The following is an 18308-nucleotide window of genomic DNA, read 5'->3' as shown; positions in this document are numbered from 1 at the left end:
GAATAAAAGGACGATCCATGAAGATATATGTCGATGCAGACGGGTTTCCAAAAGCAGTAAAAGAGATTCTGATCCGTGCTGCAATACGGCATCAGGTATCAGTTGTTTTCGTTGCCAACAAGCCATTCAGGCATGAGCAGTCCAGCCTGTTCACCTATGTCCTGGTTCCAGAGGGGCCGGACATTGCGGATGACCGTATCGCTGAACTGGCTGAATCCGGGGATCTTGTGATAACAGGCGATATTCCGCTCGCAGACAGGGTCGTATCTAAAGGCGCATGCGCTCTGGACCCCAGAGGCAAGCTCTACACTGAGGCGAATGTCAAGAACTGCCTGGCTGTGCGCAATCTGCTGAGCAGCCTGCGTGACGAGGGCATGCCGGCCGGCGGGCCACCCGCTTTTGGCAAAAAAGACTGCCTGGCTTTCGCAGATAAGCTCGACAGCTTCCTGGTCCGGCAGCTGAAGGGAAAAAAATGACGAGTGCAAAGCCATCCGCGGCATAAATGCAGGTAAAACCCAAATCAGGGAAAGCCGGAATTGCATCTCAGCTCCTCCAGCGCTTCTGCGATCTCGCGGCGCACTGTCGAGGCCGGCCTGCGCACCTGTTCAGCGATTTCGCTGCTGGTCAGCTCGTGCAGGTATTTCAGGGTCAGCAGCAGCCGCTTTTTCTGGTCCAGCCCTGCCAGCAGGTTCCTGCAGTCAATGGCCTGGTCCATATCCTTTGAATATCCTGGCTCTGGGATTTGATCGAGTTGCAGGACAGGCTTTTGTCTCAATCCGTCCAGAAAACGGTTTTTCAGCACCCTGAAGAGTCAGGACTTGAGCCTTTGTTCAGGGAATGTGGCGAGCAGGTCCATGTGCCTGAGCGCGGTCAGGATTGTATCTGACACCAGATCCTGCGACAGCTCCTTGTCGCGGGTCAGGGACAGGGCGAATCTGTACAGGGAATGCCTGTGGGTAAGATATATTGTTTCGATCATGAATCATTTTCCTCATTGATATAGAACAGTCATTGAGTATTGCGAAACCGGTTAACGAAAAAGTCAGAAACAAAATTATTGAAATCAATTTTCCTCCTTTGATAGGAAAAATCCCCTTCGCTGCGCTTCGGGGATAAGTTGCTGTAGAAATCTTCGTGAACTCAGATTTCAACAGCAACTAAAAAAGGCCACCCTAAGGATGGCCTTCTGGAAACTTGCGTCTGTTTCGGTTAAGGTTCAGACCTCAGGAGAATGAGCGCGGCTGTATGTGCTTTGTTGTTCATTTCGTCATCCTCCTTTCAGATTGATGAATTCATGATAAGCCATGATCAGGATGTTCGCAACAACAATTGGGCAATCATGTTGAAAATTCCTGAGCAATTTTCTTTTTTCATCCGTCTTATATATAGAGTACGCTCCTGCATACTCCGGCGGCCGCCATCAAAAGCAAGGAGGTGTAAAATGATCGGCAATGAGGTGAATCGCTCATAAGGCAGCAGTGCCTTGTGAAAGATACGAAAAAAGGGGCTGTCCGCAAGGGCGGCCTCTTTGCTTTAATGATCGAATGCAGATAATTACTGCCAGAGATCAACGGGATGTCACTGATCTCAAAAGATTCACACTGATTCACAAACAATTACCTTGACGGGGCACATTTTCCGGATAAGATTAATTAAACCTCGAAAGAGAAAAAAACAGAAGGGGACTACATGAAGAAAGCACTGACCGCCATGGTGATCGCACTCGGTTTCTGTCTCAGTCTCAGCGCGCACACCCTCAAGCCGATCGGCAGGGCCACCGACGCCACGATGAACAAGTTCATCGACTATGCCAAGCCTTTGTGCAACGACTGGTTCGTCATGAGCGCTTACAAGATTGAAAAGGTCTCGCCTGTCAATGCGGGCGAATCAAAGGAGCAGACCATGGAGCGCGTGATCAGGTATGCACTGCACAGGGATTATCCGATCACAGGTGATGACGGCGGATACAGCTTCAAACTTGTCAAGGGTCAGATCACAGCCAAGGACCTTGTCAAGCTCATGGGCACCCTCTACATCGATGTCGAACAGTATCAGGCCGACCAGGCGTCCGCCATCCTGGCCGAAGCGGCCAGCAATGGCCTCTGGGTTTATATCGGCACCGGATCAGGCAACAACACGATGGCCTATATCGTGGCCATCGCCGATCCCAAGACCGACGAGATCATCTACACGATGAACAGCAATTTCGGCAGCGACAACTGAAGTTCTGCTCAGAAAGGCAATCGAATCGCCTGGCAGCGGAGAACGCGTCAGGCGATTTTTCTTATCGCCAGAGCCCGATCACTTCGCGCATCAGCACTAACCTGGCAGACTTTGGCCATCTATTTAAGCCGCTCAGGCGTAATTTCTATTTTGACACCGTGATGTGAAATTTCCTTTTTTTTCATCAAACCCTCCGGATTCAGTTGTTACCCGATGATCTTTTTCATGAAAAGCGCGATTTCCCCGTCCGGAAAGTCGGCGTTGGAGTAAAGTGACAGATCGATGCCTTCGATCCTGAAGCCCACGCTGCGGTAAAAGCGGATGGCAGGCAGATTGGTATTCTGAGTTTCTGCAACCAGAGTCCTGAGCCCTGCTTCTGCCGCCCTGCCGGACAATGAGTCCACAAGCATCCTTCCGATCCCGCAGCCGCGGTGATCTTCCGCAACATGCAGTTCCCACACCATCAGGCTTCTGTTCCACTGCCTGGGTTCGGCCAGTGCCAGACCAACCAGGAGCTCGTTCTCAAATGCTCCGAAAGAAAAACCAAGCTCCGGGAGTTTCAGGTAATGCTCCAGATCCTGTTCCGGATTGAAACGCTTGTGATAGGGTCCGGCTGATTCCGTGAGTTCCAGCTTAAGCGTAAAATTTCCGTCAGTTTCTGTTCTGCTGACCCGGAACAATTCATTTGAAGTGTAGCCTGAAACGAGGCGCACCAGATCGTCTGCATTGATTTCCGTCAAAGGCTGTATCCTGATCATTGTGACAGAATATCGCAGAGTCTTGAATCCTTCAAACCGAGCCAGTCCCGTTACTCAGTTATGGTGTCCCCTGTATCTCCCTGGAAAAGGCGTTTTTCAGGCCTGCGAATGATATGCGAGACATGAGAGGGACAACTGCAAAATTGCGTAAATTGAATTTATCCGGACATTGATAAAAGTTCTTTGATGAAAATATGATCGTGATTGATTCTGGGCTTCTGCAATGACTCTCAGGAGATATTGATTAGAATTAAGCGGGGATTGAAAAATATTAGACAGAGTAATAATGTCCGGTTATGGGGATCGGTCCTGAATGAACATCCCTATTCCACAGAGTATCATGACTGCCCCAAAGCACAGAATCCCGACTGAAAACCACATATCTGATGAGCGGCGGGCCACTGAACAGCCGGGAGCTTCGGGGTCAAAATAGATCTGTATGACTTTAGACACTGAGTATTCTTCTTTCCATGGGAATTCCACATCTCCAAGCCTGTACTGCCTGCCTTCGCACTTCGCATCTCCTGCAGTGTAAGCATAGGTCACATCCAGATATTGAACATCATGCGGACGCTTACCGCCGATGTGCCTTGTTTTAAGCTCTGAGCTTGTTATCTGAGCTTCAGCTGGGAGCCAGTTCCTGGTGCCAAAATATTCATGCAGATCCTCAATGCCGTAGAAAGAAAAAATAGCTCCTGTAAACAGAATGGTGATCGCCCAGCGGGTATTTTCTGAAATCAGACTTGAAATGTTAAACAAACTCAATCCTTTGTAACAGAATTCCGGCTCAAATCAGATCCATCTATCATATACTGGAAATCCGCAGCCTTCAAATTGCCGGATTTCGGCATCAGGCAGATGCATGGCAGCCAGGAATCACTTTTTCACCAGTTTCTCATATTCGTCGAACCAGCCGAATCCGAATTCCCTGAATGTTTCCAGGAACTTCGCATTTCCTAGAGCCATCTCGTCAGCCACATAATGCAACCCGAAATAGCGCTGGACTGCGTTGATATATCCATGCTCCCTGATCGATCCCAGGCATTTCTCTGCGAATTCATCGCCTTCTACGGCCCGGCAGACTTTGGCCATCTGTTCAATCCGCTCTGTAGTCGCTTCTATCTTTACATCAGGATATTTTTCCTCAAATGCCTGCCGCAATTCCAGGTCAGTCATTTCCCTGTACTTTTCGGTATGTACGATTACAGAAGCAGCAAGCTTTTTGCGGACAGAAGGTTTAAACTTGGGATATCCAAGAGACAGCAGCACTACAGGGAAAACCAGCTCAGGCAGGTCAAACAGAACTTTCAGTTCGCTGAAACATTCCAGCACTGTTCCGATATACACTGATCCCAGTCCCATTGAATCGGCTGCTGTGCACAGATTCTGGGCAGACATGGCAGTGTCCTGAATCGAGATCCAGAAATGCCTGAAACTGTGATGAGCGGAAAATGGCGCGGATTCAAGCTCAGCCCAGCGCCGCAACCTGTGCCAGTCCAGGCAGAAGAGCAGGTTGAGCGGAGCCTCTGCTACAAAGGCCTGTCCTTCGACAAGCTCGCTGAGTCTTGCCGAGACTTTCCGGTCTTCGATCTTGATGATGGAAAAAGGCTGGAGATTCCCGCCTGTAGGAGCGTGCGTAGCTGCCTTAAACAACAGCTCCTGCACGTCTGAAGCGACCAATTTATTGGAAAAGCTGCGGCAGCTCCCGCGTTCGCAGAGCCGCCAGATTGTCTCATTCGGATAGGTTCCGGTTGATTCAACTTTGACCCCATGCTGGGATGTTTCCTTTTTCATTATGTCCTCCGCAGAATTTCGTCTTGCTGCTTCAGTAATTTTAATGATTCTGCAGGATAAATGAAAGGGAAGACCAGAATTAAACACCTGGAAAAGTAAAATAATAATGCATCGTCCCTGTATCATGTATCCTGGGGCTTTACAATCCTGCCAGTCATGTATTATTCTGTATTCAATGGATTGCAGATGTCAGTTAGTCGGCGCTATGCAATCAGGTAAATTCTGGAGGATAACATGCAGAGGAGAATTTTTCTGATCCTGGTTTTCACGGCTCTTACAATACAATGCGCCATTGGCTGGACAGGCGAATTCAGGCAGATTGTCATCCAGACTGATCCGAGGTTCGAACTTCTGAGCCTGGTTTTCAGGCTGGCCGGCAATCCTGAATACCAGGAATGCATGATCAGCGGGTTTGCCAAGGACGCAGACAGATTTTTCGGGCCATTCAGGGAGCATGAGGCAGTGGCCATGGCCCGGAATCTTTATCAGGACCATGGAGTCGGATACGATGCAGTGATGAGATTCGCGGCCAGCCTGGACAGTATAGACAGCATGCGGATCAGGGATGATTACAGGTCCATTCTCAAGGACAAGAGATGGCAGAGAGACGATGCCGTGAAGTTCAGGCAGGCGCTGGAGTCTTTCGTCAGGGACAGCAGTTTTCCTGAGTTCATGAAACAGCACGCTTCGCTGCTGGCTCTTTCCGGGCAGAGGCTCAAGACACTGCTCGGCAGGAATGACATCATTCCTTTCCTGCAGGCCTTTTTCGGCGATAATGCCGGGCACCGTTTCATACTGGTACCTGCATTTCTCAATGGACCCTGCTGTTACGGCGCGCAAATCCTGCTGCCTGACTCCATTGAGGAATGTTTCTCGATTCTGGGCATCTGGCAGACTGATGATCATGGCAGGCCGGATTTCGACGAGGATGTCCTGGATACGATAATCCACGAATTTTCCCATTCCTATGTCAATCCTCTGGTGGATGCGAACAGCCTTAAGTTTGGCAGTGGCGGAGAGAAGATTTTCAAACTTGTCAGAGAAAAAATGGCGGAACAGGCATACGGGGAATGGAAGACCTTCCTTTACGAAAGCTGTGTCAGGGCCTCTGAGGTGTGCTACCTGAGAAAGACTTTCGGCGATCAGGCAGCTGAGAAAAAGATCGACAGTGAAGAGCGCCGCTATTTCATCATGACCAGAGGCATCTCGGATATCATGTGGAAGGCCTTTCAGAAAAAAAACAGTCGTGGATCGCTGGAAGCGGCTTTCCCGGCTGTCATCAGCTATGTGAGCAGTTTCGCGAAGCAGGCGGACAGGCATCTGGCGGATTTCAGTGCCAGGTGGGAGAAAGAGCGGAAGGAACTGGAACTGAAAGCCCCGAAAATAGTGAGAATGGAGCCTGCCAACCAGGGACTGGACGTGGACTTCAGATGCGACAGGATCACGGTTGAATTCGACCGGCCCATGAAGGACAAGGCCTGGGCTGTTATCGGAGAAGGGGATGACTTTCCTGAAATGGGCACACTGACTTACGATGGTACAGGAAAGATCCTCACTATCCCGGTCAAGCTCAAGCCGAACTGGTGTTATCATTTCCAGCTGAATTCTGATAATTACATGACATTCATGGACAGGGACGGCAATCCCCTCATGCCTGTGGAAGTCGCCTTTATGACATCCGAAGACGGAGCCGGCAGGCCGAAGATAGTTTCTGTCACGCCTGCCGGTGGAGCTGACAATGTAGACAGCAGGCTGGACAGGATCACTGTGAAATTCGACCGGCCCATGATTGACGGCAACTGGTCATTCTGCGGCGGCGCGGATCTCCCGAAAACTGCGGGCAAGCTGTCCTATGACGGCTCGTTCACAGTGCTGACGATCCCTGTGAAGCTGGAACCCGGCAGGCAGTATAGTTACTCGCTGAATACGCTCAGATTCCTAGGTTTCTGCGATCAGAACGGATTTTACCTGAAGCCTGTGCGCCTGACATTCAGAACAGCAAAGTAAACCGGGTATCTGCATTCAAGCCAATCCTTGACGGAGATAAGCAAGGCGGCTGTTACCCGATAATTTTATCCATCTGGTATCATATTTTAAACACATGGAATAAAAGGTTAATCACATGCAATTGAACGGGTATTTCCTCCGTCCTGCTGCAATCAGCGATCTGCAGGACATACACAGCCTGATCTGCGCTCTGGAAGAACAGACTTTTGAATATCAGGAATTCGAAAAAGCATATTCGAAAAACCTGCAGAATCCTGATGTGTTCTATCAGGCTGCTTTGGTGAATAATAGAGTCATCGCTTTCGGGAGCCTCCAGATCCAGACTCTGCTGCATCATTGCGGGCCTGTCGCGGAAATCCAGGAATTGTACGTTGTCCCTGAATACAGATGCCGGGGACTGGGCGGGCAAATAGTTCGAAAACTGAAAGAGAAAGCTCTGGAATCCGGCTGTGCCATTCTGGAAGTAAGCTGCGACAGGGGCAGATTTGAATCCCACAGATTTTACGAACAGCAGGGGTTTGCAGGATCGCATTTCAAGTTTACGCTGAAGCTTTCCTAGCACAGTCCCCGAATCTGGAGGGCAGATGAACGAGTTCAAGCCAATCATAGACTCATTGATCAGGGTCGTGTATTACCAGGGAAACGGCCTGCCGGACCTGGTTGTCAGATACTGGCCGAAGCTGCGGCAGAAGCCTGAGGACAGATACAGCCATGTGGCAGTGATCAGGAATGCCGAAAAGATCGAGTCTGAACCCGGAAAAGGCGTGCAGCTGATCAACTGGAATGAGATGACCTGCATCTGCACTGCCGATGTCTATGAAATCAGGGATTTGACCGCCGGCGAAAGCGAGGCCGGCTGGGCCTGGCTCAACACCCAGGTCGGACGGAAATACGACTGGCAGGGGATCATCGGCTATGCCTCGCAGACGTTCGGTCAGGATCCTGACAGATGGTTCTGCTCGGAACTGGTGGAACAGATGAGCGAGAATATCGGCAGGAAGCTGATCCCGGGTCTCAGACCGAATGAAATCAACCCGCAGATGCAGAGCCACAGCGACAGGCTTTTGATGATCGGCAGTTTCATGACAGTGATGGAGCTGAAAAGATGAGTTCTACCAGCGCTTCTGCGTTGACTCGATGGAAAATTTCCATTCTGGTATCATATCTAAAACAGGTGGAGTATTTATGAAAAAAGGTAATATCTTTGCAGGTTTACTGATTTCGCTGATCCTTTTTCATTGCATTGCCGCTGGTGCAATTGCTCAAAGGATTTCCCAGGGCCAGCCTGTGCAAACAGCCGCAACGCCTGAACTGAGAATTGTTACGCTTACACCTGCGGCCACTCCAGCGCCTGCGCCGACGCTTGAAATGCCTGCAGCTTCTGTACAAAAATCCGGCAAAGTGAGGGTCAATGGCTGGATCCAGAAAACCGCGGACGCAGGATTCAGCCCGCGCGCTTCTCACCTGAGCCTGGTCTTTCAGGATAAAATCTGGGTTATCGGTGGAGGCAATCCGGCAGTAAAAGGTGGTGGAGACGTCTGGAACTCAGCAGACGGAACCATCTGGAAGGAAGTGATTTCTGACTGCAATACTTTTGGCGGTTATCTGCTTTCAGGTTTTATTTTCCAGGATAAGATGTGGGTAATCTCCAGAAACGGATATGATCATCAGTTGATGGTCTGGAACAGCAATGATGGAGTAAAGTGGACACAGATTTTCAATTCCGCTGATTTCTATAAAAACCTGGCAGGATGCGTTCTTTTTAAGGACAGGATCTGGCTGATAAAGAGTTTTGAGGATAAAAGCAAAAACTCAGTCTTTTCTTCTGCTGATGGAGTGAAATGGAAGCTTGAGGTGCCTGCAGCGTCTTTCAATCTGAGAGACTCTACTGCCCTGGTGGTGCATAACGACTGCCTGTGGATGATCGGAGGCATGGCTTTCGCTGATGGAATATCATACTTGGACGATGTCTGGTCTTCCAGAAACGGCATTGACTGGCAGCTTGTCACTCAGCATGGCGGCTTTGGCAAGCGCGCCCTGCATTCAGCCCTGGAATATCAGGGGAAAATCTGGATAACAGGCGGCGAATGTGAGAAAACATGCCTGAATGACATCTGGTTTTCCAAAGACGGGGCAAACTGGGGGCATCCGAGAAAGAATGCGGGATTCAGCCCGAGATTTTCGCAATCGAGCGTTGTTTTCAAGGACAGGATCTGGATAATCGGCGGCTCTGACGAGGATAATCATACCTTTAATGATGTCTGGTGCTCTGCGCCGATGGGCATCAGAAAGTTCTTTGGGTCATTCATTGTCCTGATTTTCGTGGCCATATCCATAGGCATAATGCTCAACATCAAACGCAGTGCCGGAAATCAGTGAAATTCATGGTGGAACTGGCCAGGAGAAGTTTCTGAATGGAGGTTTGAAGATGAGCCTGAAAAAATGGGTCAGCCGCATTGCCTCGGCAAGTCAGAGAGTAAGGCGCAGAGAGCTTCTCAGGATACTCCGGGAAACCGGCTGTCCCTATATCCTTTATCGGGACAATTTAAATGGTGTCTGGTTTGAAAATATAGTCTTATCCTTTAATCCGGGCAGGCCAAGGCTTGTGCTCGGGGCTCATTACGACAGCGTCAGAGGCAGCACAGGAGCTAACGACAATGCCGCTGCTGTCAGCATTCTGCTCAGGATGGCTGAGTATTACCTGAAGAATGACCCGGGGATTCCACTCGATCTCGTCTTCTTCGACCTTGAGGAAGGCCACGGAGTGGGAAGCAGGGCATATCTGGAGCGGGTCAGAAAACAGGACATCAAGGCCATGATCAATCTGGACATCTGCGGAACCGGGGATCTGATTCTGGTTGCGCAGGGCAGGAGTTCAGGCTTGATATTCAGGGCCATGCTCAGGAAAACAATCAGAAGCCATCCTGTCCGGGTTGTGAAAGCCCTGCCTCATGGCGACGAAGCTTCCTTTGAAAAAAAGGGGATCCCAAATCTCTCGGTCTGCATAATTCCTGAGAATGAAGCTGAGATACTGGCAGGTTTTGTTCCTGCCATGCAGAAGGGCAAAACACCTTCAGTCAGGCCTCCCATAATCGAAACAATGCACAACGGCCCGCGAGATTCGATAAATACAGTGAAAGAGAAATCGATGCAGACAGTCCTGCAGTGGGCATTGGCTGCAGTGGAAGCCCTGGCCAGCGCTTCTGGTAAATGAAAAGCAGAGGAGGATTCCATGCCGGATTTCAAAAGCATCGCCGCACCGTTTTCCCAAAGGGTGATACTCGTTTACTTTGATCTGCGGAAATTCTCATACATAGAGAAGAACTTTGACTGCACCGGGATTTATCAGGAGCTGAACCGCATGCACGAGACAATCTGCGACCTGGTGGCCGTTGAGGACGGTTTCTGCATCCGCTTCATCGGCGACAACACGATGGTGCTGTTCGACTCGTCCCGGCTGGAAAAACTGCCTGACCTGCTCCACAAAATCAAGAGCTCTGTTGACGGGTATTTCAGGGACAAGGGATTCCCCTGCGGCCTGCATGTACTGGCCCACATCGGAAATGGCAACATCGGGATGCTTGGCGGCAGGGAGAAAAAGAGCATCGACGTCAGCGGCGATGTGCTGAACCTGATCGGGTACTGCATCTTTCTGGTTGATTCATCCGACAATAAGGAGCTGTTCAACGGGTTCGTCGTGTCCGCGGATTTTCACCAGGCGCTGCCTGCGCCGGAGAGGGAGAAATTCCGCGAGATCGAAGTGCAGTCTAAAAAAATGTACCTTTTCACCTGACCTGGGAGACAGACAGGAACAGTATCCTGTTATGAGATGTTCAGTGAGTTGGAGTCCCATCACCAGCGAGTCCTTTTTCAACAGCCCTGAACCACTGTTTTTAAACTGCAGGATACTGAAGTCAGAGAAAGTCCTAAATGCGTCCCTTTATCCCCGTTGACTGTGACTGTCCTGTTGATTACAATTTTCCTGTCAGCAGAAGTCAGAACGGAGAAACTGGAATGAAAGCAGCCATGGATGATTTGCAGGTAATGTTTGAAGAATGTGGCCTGAAGGGAAGGGTCGTGTCCATCAGGCGGCTGCAGGAACTTAAGGAAGAGATCGCAGGCCGCAGGTCCGGAGGAGAGCTGGATGAAGCGCTGTATCAGGAAGGAATGTCGTTTTTCTCTTTCCTGGCTCCGGATTCATTGCCTGCAGCTGAATCCCTGATCGTGATGGCAATGCCGAGGCCGCAGACCAGAGTCAGCTTCACATACAGGGGAAAAGTCCATCCACTTACATTCTCAAGCATTGCAGACACAGCGCGGAACGCGGAAAAAAATCTAAAGGACTGGCTGGCCCGGAAAGGGTACAGTGCGGCCTCAGCCAGAATCCCCAGGAAACTGCTGGCAGTCAGGAGCGGGATCGCGCAATATGGCAGGAACAATATCGCCTATGTGGCGGGCATGGGAAGCTTTTTCCAGATCCTGGCGTTCTTCTCGGATCTGCCCTGCCGGGAAGATACCTGGAATGAAATGCGCGTAATGGACAGATGCCGGGACTGCCGGGCCTGCCTGAGCAGCTGCCCCACAGGCGCGATCACAGCTGAGCGTTTCCTGATCCGTGCCGAGCGCTGCCTGACTTTTCATAACGAAAAACCCCCTGAACATGCTTTCCCGGCCTGGATAAACAGAGAATGGCATAATTCCCTGGTCGGCTGCATGCTCTGCCAGCAGTGCTGCCCGGAAAACAGAGAACAGTTGGACAAGTTTGATGGCAATGAAGAATTCTCAGAGGAAGAAACCGCCCAGATCCTGTCCGGTACCACGGCCGACCGGCTTTCTGCTGCAGCCAGAGCAAAGCTTGAGCGGCTGGGTCTGCTGGAATTCATGGCAGTCCTGACCCGCAATCTGGGTGCGATTCTGTCATGAAGAAAACTCCCTTTGCTGATGAATTGCTGATTTGGAAAAGGGAGAACCTTTAATAAGAAAAATCATATTAAAGCATAATGGCGAAACTCTTAATAAGAGACTTATCTGTGTTACTTTACTTCCTGAACAGAGTTAAATATTCTCCGAATGAATACAGCCTGTTTCTAGCAAAACCTGTTATTTCATGAAAAATACCCAGTCTGATAAAGTCTTTGGATAGTGAATTGGCTGTCGGAAAAGAAATCTTCAATTCCTCGGAAATTTGATTGACTGTTACAATTGGTTGAGAAAACAGAAATTTCAGCAGCTCCAGACCTTTATCTGTTCTCCTGCCCAGGGATAACAAGTTCTTTTCTACTGATTCTCTTAATTTAATGATTTTTTTGAATGTATCGATACCATTTTGAGCAGTTTCTTTCACACCGGCCAAAAAAAACCTGATCCATTGCTCGATATCGTTGCCGGTTCTAACAATAGTCAGGGAATCATAGTATGAACCTTTATTCCTAGCAAAAAAGTCGGACAGGTAAAGTGTGGGCTTGCTTAAAAGTTTCCTGTCCACGAGTTGCAGCATAGTCAGTAACCGGCCAATTCTCCCATTCCCATCAAGAAATGGATGAATGGTCTCGAACTGATAATGGCTGACTGCCACTTTGACCAGGAAAGGTATTTCCAGATCATCGTTGTGCCAGAATTTTTCCAAATCAGATAGAAGATCAGGCAATTCATCAGGATGAGGAGGGACGAAAAATGCGTTGCTCAGGTTTGATCCGCCAATCCAGTTCTGAGATTTCCTGATTTCTCCAGGGTACTTGTTGCTGCCTCTAGCTCCGGACATCAGAATGGAATGAGTGTTTTTCAACAGTCTCATTGAAAGAGGCAGCCTGTCAAGTTCTTCTATAGCGGAATTCATGGCTTTGATGTAGTTCTGGACTTCCAGCCAATCATCCCGACGCTCAGGCGTGATTTCTTCCTCTTTCATCACAGCTTCATCGATCTCAGTTCTGGTGCCTTCGATCCTGCTGGAAGTGGTGGCTTCTTTAACAACGTGCATCCTGATGAAAAAATCTATGTCTGGAACAAGGGAAGAATAAGCGTTCAGCTCACCCACAAGCCGTATAGCATCTTCAAGATTCAGAATCATTTTCCTGTCATTGAATTCCCAAGGCCTGTTGATCAAGGAAGGACTGAAGCTTTTGTACTGAAACTGCTGTTTATTGGTCCCTGCAACAAATCCAGTCAAATCTTCAGAAGTTTTAATAAGTTTTTCCATATTAAAAGATTACATCAATATTTTTAATAAGACAAGACATTTTATCGAAAAACAGACAAGTCAATAAATCTTTCGGCAACAACCAGCTACTGGCATGAATCAACCTGATCAGCCTCAATTTTCTGTCTGAGCATCATTGGGTTATCACTGTGCCGTTGGTATTAAAAAAAGGCCCCTTTAAAGAGGCCTTTTTGCTTTTGGTGCCGGGGACGAGAGCTGATTGATGGCGTGAGAACAGTAGATTAACGATGTGGCACAACTATAAACGACTAATTGACTAGGTGGGGAATTGGTAAGTTGAGTAATACCGGAAATATGTAATCTGAGATTTCCTTGTAGCTGTTTTGAATCAATCATTTCGCGCCAGCAGGTGGTAGTTTCAGCTGATCATTATCAATGAAAGAATGATCGTGCTCTCCAGGTACGATTATCTTGTATCCAAGTTTCCGATAGGTTGATCTGCGTTTCCGAAACATCGATAGAGCCAGTGGAGAGGCTTCGTCAAGGTAATCATAGATGATAATTGTCTTTTTTCCTGCACTATCCCGCTGAATTCTCCCCGCATACTGCACGAGCTTACCTTTGAATGAAAAGGGCATTGCCAAAAACAATGTGTCCAGTACCGGCAGGTTGAATCCTTCCCCGATCAGCTGGCCTGTGGCCAGTATAAATGGGCGAGAGCCTTTGGACAGGCATTCGCTGATTTCCGCATTGACCTGTTCCCGGGTACGTTTGTTAAGACTGCCCGCCAGAATAAACTCTTTTACAGGGAACTTGGTTCTATCCCTGATTGAAACTGACAGCAGGTTCAGGTGTTCTTTCCGTTCTGAAAGGACGAGAGGGAACCCTCCGTCTGCAATCACTCCAGCCACATCATCAGCAATCAACTCCAGGCGTTTCCGGTCATTGACGATTATCTCATAGAATTCCTGAATCATCAGTTCCTGGTCCGGATCGGCAGGAAAGGCCACGCCAGTCTTTTTTACGATCGCTTTTTTCTCGAATTTCTGGCCTGAAAGCTCCTTCATTTCATACCTGACCGGACCGCACTGCATATGAATGATCGGTTGATGACCATCCTTTCGGTATGGAGTAGCTGTAAGGCCTAATACGAATTTTGCAGGGATTTTCTTCATGACAGATTCGAAGCTGAATGCAGGAATGTGGTGACATTCATCCACAATCACCTGCCCATACTGGCTTAGAAAATCGGTGTCTTCCAGTTTTGAGATCGTCTGCAGCATAGCCAGGTCGATAAAACCTGTGGCTTTCTTCTTGCTGCCCCTGATAGCTCCAATTTTGTCGGATTTTATGCTCAGGAAAATCTTGAGCTGCTGTCTCCACTGTTCCAGAAGTTGGGATCTATGGGTTAGGATAAGTGTCGGCAGTTTTCTCGTTCCGATCATCTGACAGGCAATTACGGTCTTACCAGCTCCTGGCGGAGCAACAAGCACTCCTGTTTCGTATTCACAGATGCCTGCACAGGCAGATTTCTGTTCAGGCAGCAGTTTTCCCAGAAACTTAACTTTGATTTTCTTTCTGTTTTCCCGATTGTCGGTGCAACTGACTTTAGCAGTTGCAATACCAAGCAACTCCAGGCATGTGTCGAGAACTCCCCTGGGCAGGAGAAGCGTCTTACTCAACAATTCTCCACAAAAGATATATCTGGGTGTTTTCCAAGTGGAAAATCTTAACCGTTGCAGCTCGTAAAACTTAGGATTGGCGAATACCGCAGTATTCTTCAAGGCATTGATCAGGTTCTGCGGCAGACCTTCCAGATTGATCCTGATTTGAGAGTCAATTGCAATTACCACTTGTCCGGGGTAACAGCCTTTCAGCTTATGCCTGGCAGAAGACTTGAGCGTCTTTTCATCAAGCATCAATTCATGTTCCTCATAGGCAGCAGATGAGTCAGATACTATGTTCTGAGAGTTAAGTAGTGTCTCTATTTCACGGCAAGAGATCATCCTGCATCTGGCAAGGAATTGCCATTGGTTCTCATAAGGAATAAATTTTTCATCCAGAAATTCTGTATTGCCATTTTCTCTGGCGGATTTCTGCAAGGGAAGAGCGATCAGATTGCCGAAGCCGCCTTTAGGAAGATAATCCTGGCTGGGAAAAAACCTGTCGTAGCTGGCAAGTGACAGTAAAGCTCTTGCGACTGATGCCTGGGAAAGGATCAGAGTGCCGAGACGTCTGGCAAGGCAGGCCGGTACCGGCTCAGAGAAAAAGATCCAGGCATGGGCACCGTTACCTGACCTTGAACGTTCGAGCCCGGTTTCAATGCCGAATTCCCTGGCTGACTTTCTGTATGCTTCCGAGTCTTCCAGCCATGACTCATCATCAAAATCTACTGCCAGAAAAGTGCAGGTGTCATTCTCCCGGATGGCATAGGTTCCAATAACCAGTCTGCCTTCAAGATGAGATTTTACAGCGGTTTCGTTCAGAGCCTCAAAAGCACGGTTCTTGCATTCAGTGCATTTAATGGAAGGCTTACTGCAAAACGCTTTTACCCATTCATTCCTGCAGACCGGAGAATAACCTTTTGTTCCTTTTGACTGATTTTCCCAATACTTAGGGTAGATGTCTTCGCGACATCGGAAAAGTTTGAGGAATAAAGCAATCTTTTCATCCGGAGTTTCCGGAACTTTGTCAGATGCGGGTTTCCCAAGAATTGTGGGAAGAATAACTGGCTTTTCTTTAAGTCTGGCTATCTCCAGTCTGACCTTGTTTTTTTCTTCGATCAAATTTGAGATATTCTGCTCGATTTCCACAAGCCTGTTCAGCCAGAAAGAGAGATCATTGTTTTCTGCCATGATCTCTCAGAGCCATGGCCCTGGATGTTTCCAGGTAGTATAGCTGGAATTACCACTGTGTATGGCTTCCAGAACTGGATTAAAAAATATAATCAGCATCTCCGCGATTTCCGGGAATCCGATTTTTAAATCCTGAAAGAAAATATTGTTGATGAAACCTTTCCATTGAGCTGATTTCACTGGATCTCCAGCAAGCATCCTCAGTAAATCAGTTGAACTCAAGGGAGCTCTGGTATCCCGACTTTCAAAAACAGTTCTGATGGCTGTGGATATGATGGATAGTTCAAAGTCCAAGTTTTGCGTCAGGAACCAGATATCGTAAAAATCCTTCATCCTGCTGTTCAGCCTGCCATGCTGCACCATGGCATGAAATTTCTCGGCAATAGCGCTTTCTCTGGAATAACCATGGATTCTGGGTGCCGGGAAATCCAGAAGTGTGGGGTAGTCGATCATTTGATCGCAGGGAATAATCTTATCACCAAAGCCGATGTCAATCTGCATGTGAATTCGCACATTGCTCAATCTGGCGAGCAGCTTTACTCTGACACCAACGTATTCCATGTTTGCTGTGATGTTCTCAACCGTGACGCTGTTGCTGTCGAAATCCAGTCCATCCGGTTCCACAGGGCTCGAACAGATTTCCTTTATCATTGTCATGATATTCTCAAGAGTATTGTCAGTCCTACCTAGCAGATCAATGTCCATCGTCGGCCTGGTCGGACCGAGTTTCCAGATCTGAAGCATCAGTGCCCCTTTCAGTACAAAACAATCTCTATGAGGGGAAGCTGAGAGTCTGTATAAGAAGCGCTCTATTCCGTAATTTCTCAGCAGATCGTTAAAGGGTCTATTTGTTTCAACTGATAGGTTTGAAAGCCTTCTATTGATTGAAGCCTGAATATTTTTGATTTCCTTTTTCAAAGCAGTGTCTCCAGATAGGGACTTATTACGCTCTCGACTCGGCAAAGATCGGCATAGTAGAGGACCTTTTCCACATTGAATTTTTTCGACTGCCTGTAGTTTTTCAGTGCTTCCAGAATTACATCCATTCCGATTTTGTTGCGATATTTGAAGCAATCAGCCAGGGTTTTTTCGACTGAATAAATCCGAACCAGTTGATTGTCAAATTGGTGCTTTTCTATGCCTTCGCTGAATGACTTGCCTGCAAATTGAAATATCCTGGTCCGCGGGTATGAAATTCTGGGGCGGTTCCGCCCCCTTTCCACTGCAAGATATATGTAGTGAGGAATCCTGGTCGTGAGGTGATGGAAGTCCAGTGCTGAAATCAGGCAGATAACAGCTTCAGGCGCTCTCAATGAAACCAGGGTCAGGTCAGAGTTTTCAAGCGGCGGAAGTTCAGCCAGTCGATAAAAGCCCCTTCCAAGGCGAATAATAAGCCCGCAGGATGTCATTCTTTTCAGGGTGTAGATGGATATCCCCTGTTGCTTCGCTTCTCCGGTCGTCAGCATGCCTTTGCTGGCTTTGAATGCAGAGACTTCAAGCTTAAAATCAGTATTTGGAATTTTCATAATTAAAATAACCCATCCCGGTTAATGATATCTGGGATGTATAATATTAATTATCAATTTCAAAGTCAAATGAAAAATCTTATCCAACTTTCATCAAAATCCTTGATGATTCGTTTAATGTCAGGTTCACGGGGGAATTTTAAACATGGGTTATCAATTTGGGTTATCACCTGTGTCGCAGGCAATGAAAAAGGCCCGCCGTTAAGCGGGCCTTTGGTTAGGTGGTGCCGGGGACGAGACTCGAACTCGTATGGGGTTACCCATACGCCCCTCAAACGTACGTGTCTACCAGTTCCACCACCCCGGCTACGTTTGGAGATTGCCTTTGAAAAGCCTGAGCTTTTTTCAAGGTCCGGACAGAGTCTGCAAAGACCATGCCCGGGAGGTAGAACAATGCTAAATTGTTTAGCGTGCTTTTTCAACCCCTCTTCTGGTACCGGTCACCTTGTGGCAGGCCACCTGATGGCCGGCTGTGGCCATGGCGAGAGGCGGGATCATCTGCTCGCAGACCTGGATCGGTTCGATCGAGCATTTGGTGCGGAAGGGGCAGCCTGCCTGCGGGATCTGTTCCAGATTGGTATGCCTGAGCGGGATTTCCCATTTCATGAATCTGCCTGATTCCTCTTTGATTACAGGCGCGCATTTCAAGAGGAGCTGAGTATACGGATGCAAGGGGTTATCGAAAAGTTCGTCTGCAGGCGCGTTTTCCAGGATCTGGCCGCCGTACATCACAGCCACCCTGTCCGCAGTCTGCCTGATCACCGATAAGTCGTGCGAAATGAAGAGCATGGTCAGATTCATTTCTTTCTTCAGATCATTCAGCAGGTTGATGATCTGCGACTGCACTGACACGTCCAGCAGGCTCACAGGTTCGTCGGCGATGATGAATTCCGGCCTTAAAATCAGTGCCCGCGCAATGCAGACACGCTGCTGCTGCCCGCCAGAGAGCTCTTTGGGATAGCGCCGCAGATAGTCAGGTGACAGGCCT

At 48.5% G+C, this 18308-nt stretch carries 19 protein-coding genes and 1 tRNA gene; 9 read left to right on the top strand and 11 right to left on the bottom strand.

What is annotated here, in order from left to right; translation table 11 throughout:
* Positions 1 to 17: 17 nt before the first annotated feature.
* Complete coding sequence (locus tag PHW04_13365; GenBank protein ID MDD2716876.1) at positions 18 to 476, top strand: YaiI/YqxD family protein; 459 nt, start codon at positions 18 to 20, stop codon at positions 474 to 476.
* Between the two features lie 44 nt (positions 477 to 520).
* Here the strand turns inward: PHW04_13365 and PHW04_13360 are convergent, their stop codons facing one another.
* Positions 521 to 715 carry a sigma factor-like helix-turn-helix DNA-binding protein gene (locus tag PHW04_13360; GenBank protein ID MDD2716875.1) on the bottom strand — a complete coding sequence of 65 codons (195 nt, stop codon included), beginning with the start codon at positions 713 to 715 and terminating at the stop codon, positions 521 to 523.
* A 96-nt stretch (positions 716 to 811) separates the two neighbouring features.
* On the bottom strand, positions 812 to 979 hold the full coding sequence (locus PHW04_13355; GenBank protein MDD2716874.1) for a sigma factor: 168 nt from the start codon (positions 977 to 979) through the stop codon (positions 812 to 814).
* Positions 980 to 1710: 731 nt separating this feature from the next.
* Here PHW04_13355 and PHW04_13350 point away from each other — a divergent pair.
* The gene (locus PHW04_13350; GenBank protein MDD2716873.1) at positions 1711 to 2223 is read left to right on the top strand and encodes a hypothetical protein; all 513 of its coding nucleotides are present in this window, start codon (positions 1711 to 1713) and stop codon (positions 2221 to 2223) included.
* Positions 2224 to 2429: 206 nt separating this feature from the next.
* On the opposite strand, the gene PHW04_13345 is transcribed toward PHW04_13350, so the two are convergent.
* From PHW04_13345 to PHW04_13335, 3 genes are all read right to left on the bottom strand, one after another.
* On the bottom strand, positions 2430 to 2981 hold the full coding sequence (locus PHW04_13345; protein ID MDD2716872.1) for a GNAT family N-acetyltransferase: 552 nt from the start codon (positions 2979 to 2981) through the stop codon (positions 2430 to 2432).
* A 294-nt stretch (positions 2982 to 3275) separates the two neighbouring features.
* Positions 3276 to 3740, bottom strand: coding sequence for a DUF3592 domain-containing protein (locus PHW04_13340; GenBank protein MDD2716871.1), 465 nt, complete (start codon positions 3738 to 3740; stop codon positions 3276 to 3278).
* A gap of 117 nt (positions 3741 to 3857) precedes the next feature.
* Complete coding sequence (locus PHW04_13335; protein MDD2716870.1) at positions 3858 to 4775, bottom strand: nitroreductase family protein; 918 nt, start codon at positions 4773 to 4775, stop codon at positions 3858 to 3860.
* A gap of 234 nt (positions 4776 to 5009) precedes the next feature.
* On the opposite strand from PHW04_13335, the gene PHW04_13330 reads away from it, so the two are divergent.
* The 7 genes from PHW04_13330 to PHW04_13300 all read left to right on the top strand — a co-directional run bounded on the left by PHW04_13330 (position 5010) and on the right by PHW04_13300 (position 11705).
* Positions 5010 to 6782, top strand: coding sequence for a DUF4932 domain-containing protein (locus PHW04_13330; protein MDD2716869.1), 1773 nt, complete (start codon positions 5010 to 5012; stop codon positions 6780 to 6782).
* Between the two features lie 115 nt (positions 6783 to 6897).
* On the top strand, positions 6898 to 7341 hold the full coding sequence (locus PHW04_13325) for a GNAT family N-acetyltransferase (GenBank protein ID MDD2716868.1): 444 nt from the start codon (positions 6898 to 6900) through the stop codon (positions 7339 to 7341).
* 25 nt (positions 7342 to 7366) lie between these two features.
* The gene (locus tag PHW04_13320; protein MDD2716867.1) at positions 7367 to 7891 is read left to right on the top strand and encodes a hypothetical protein; all 525 of its coding nucleotides are present in this window, start codon (positions 7367 to 7369) and stop codon (positions 7889 to 7891) included.
* Positions 7892 to 7967: 76 nt separating this feature from the next.
* On the top strand, positions 7968 to 9161 hold the full coding sequence (locus tag PHW04_13315; protein ID MDD2716866.1) for a hypothetical protein: 1194 nt from the start codon (positions 7968 to 7970) through the stop codon (positions 9159 to 9161).
* A 49-nt stretch (positions 9162 to 9210) separates the two neighbouring features.
* Positions 9211 to 9996: a M28 family peptidase gene (locus PHW04_13310; GenBank protein ID MDD2716865.1), complete on the top strand. Its 786-nt coding sequence runs from the start codon at positions 9211 to 9213 to the stop codon at positions 9994 to 9996.
* A gap of 18 nt (positions 9997 to 10014) precedes the next feature.
* Positions 10015 to 10575 (top strand): hypothetical protein, encoded by a 561-nt coding sequence (locus tag PHW04_13305; GenBank protein MDD2716864.1) that lies wholly within the window; start codon positions 10015 to 10017, stop codon positions 10573 to 10575.
* A gap of 221 nt (positions 10576 to 10796) precedes the next feature.
* Positions 10797 to 11705, top strand: a complete 909-nt coding sequence (locus tag PHW04_13300; protein ID MDD2716863.1) for a 4Fe-4S double cluster binding domain-containing protein — start codon at positions 10797 to 10799, stop codon at positions 11703 to 11705.
* A 115-nt stretch (positions 11706 to 11820) separates the two neighbouring features.
* Here the strand turns inward: PHW04_13300 and PHW04_13295 are convergent, their stop codons facing one another.
* From PHW04_13295 to PHW04_13270, 6 genes are all read right to left on the bottom strand, one after another.
* On the bottom strand, positions 11821 to 12978 hold the full coding sequence (locus PHW04_13295) for a Fic family protein (GenBank protein ID MDD2716862.1): 1158 nt from the start codon (positions 12976 to 12978) through the stop codon (positions 11821 to 11823).
* Between the two features lie 353 nt (positions 12979 to 13331).
* Positions 13332 to 15794: a DEAD/DEAH box helicase family protein gene (locus PHW04_13290; protein ID MDD2716861.1), complete on the bottom strand. Its 2463-nt coding sequence runs from the start codon at positions 15792 to 15794 to the stop codon at positions 13332 to 13334.
* A 6-nt stretch (positions 15795 to 15800) separates the two neighbouring features.
* Positions 15801 to 16712 (bottom strand): nucleotidyl transferase AbiEii/AbiGii toxin family protein, encoded by a 912-nt coding sequence (locus tag PHW04_13285; protein MDD2716860.1) that lies wholly within the window; start codon positions 16710 to 16712, stop codon positions 15801 to 15803.
* Positions 16709 to 17320 (bottom strand): type IV toxin-antitoxin system AbiEi family antitoxin domain-containing protein, encoded by a 612-nt coding sequence (locus PHW04_13280; GenBank protein MDD2716859.1) that lies wholly within the window; start codon positions 17318 to 17320, stop codon positions 16709 to 16711. Before PHW04_13280 ends, PHW04_13285 begins: the two co-directional genes overlap by 4 nt.
* A gap of 222 nt (positions 17321 to 17542) precedes the next feature.
* Positions 17543 to 17627, bottom strand: a tRNA-Leu gene (locus tag PHW04_13275).
* A gap of 98 nt (positions 17628 to 17725) precedes the next feature.
* The coding region (locus tag PHW04_13270; GenBank protein ID MDD2716858.1) for an ABC transporter ATP-binding protein at positions 17726 to 18308 on the bottom strand (583 nt) is incomplete at its 5' end.

It is taken from the genome of Candidatus Wallbacteria bacterium, from assembly GCA_028687545.1.
In the GTDB taxonomy this organism is placed as follows: domain Bacteria; phylum Muiribacteriota; class JAQTZZ01; order JAQTZZ01; family JAQTZZ01; genus JAQTZZ01.
This window is presented reverse-complemented; position numbering and strand designations above follow the sequence as displayed.

Excerpts from the sequence above, each read along its gene's own strand:
- PHW04_13365 (MDD2716876.1), top strand. The coding sequence starts at position 18 with ATGAAGATATATGTCGATGCAGACGGGTTTCCAAAAGCAGTAAAAGAG.
- PHW04_13360 (MDD2716875.1), bottom strand. The coding sequence starts at position 715 with ATGGACCAGGCCATTGACTGCAGGAACCTGCTGGCAGGGCTGGACCAG.
- PHW04_13355 (MDD2716874.1), bottom strand. The coding sequence starts at position 979 with ATGATCGAAACAATATATCTTACCCACAGGCATTCCCTGTACAGATTC.
- PHW04_13350 (MDD2716873.1), top strand. The coding sequence starts at position 1,711 with ATGGTGATCGCACTCGGTTTCTGTCTCAGTCTCAGCGCGCACACCCTC.
- PHW04_13345 (MDD2716872.1), bottom strand. The coding sequence starts at position 2,981 with ATGATCAGGATACAGCCTTTGACGGAAATCAATGCAGACGATCTGGTG.
- PHW04_13335 (MDD2716870.1), bottom strand. The coding sequence starts at position 4,775 with ATGAAAAAGGAAACATCCCAGCATGGGGTCAAAGTTGAATCAACCGGA.
- PHW04_13330 (MDD2716869.1), top strand. The coding sequence starts at position 5,010 with ATGCAGAGGAGAATTTTTCTGATCCTGGTTTTCACGGCTCTTACAATA.
- PHW04_13325 (MDD2716868.1), top strand. The coding sequence starts at position 6,898 with ATGCAATTGAACGGGTATTTCCTCCGTCCTGCTGCAATCAGCGATCTG.
- PHW04_13320 (MDD2716867.1), top strand. The coding sequence starts at position 7,367 with ATGAACGAGTTCAAGCCAATCATAGACTCATTGATCAGGGTCGTGTAT.
- PHW04_13315 (MDD2716866.1), top strand. The coding sequence starts at position 7,968 with ATGAAAAAAGGTAATATCTTTGCAGGTTTACTGATTTCGCTGATCCTT.
- PHW04_13310 (MDD2716865.1), top strand. The coding sequence starts at position 9,211 with ATGAGCCTGAAAAAATGGGTCAGCCGCATTGCCTCGGCAAGTCAGAGA.
- PHW04_13305 (MDD2716864.1), top strand. The coding sequence starts at position 10,015 with ATGCCGGATTTCAAAAGCATCGCCGCACCGTTTTCCCAAAGGGTGATA.
- PHW04_13300 (MDD2716863.1), top strand. The coding sequence starts at position 10,797 with ATGAAAGCAGCCATGGATGATTTGCAGGTAATGTTTGAAGAATGTGGC.
- PHW04_13295 (MDD2716862.1), bottom strand. The coding sequence starts at position 12,978 with ATGGAAAAACTTATTAAAACTTCTGAAGATTTGACTGGATTTGTTGCA.
- PHW04_13290 (MDD2716861.1), bottom strand. The coding sequence starts at position 15,794 with ATGGCAGAAAACAATGATCTCTCTTTCTGGCTGAACAGGCTTGTGGAA.
- PHW04_13280 (MDD2716859.1), bottom strand. The coding sequence starts at position 17,320 with ATGAAAATTCCAAATACTGATTTTAAGCTTGAAGTCTCTGCATTCAAA.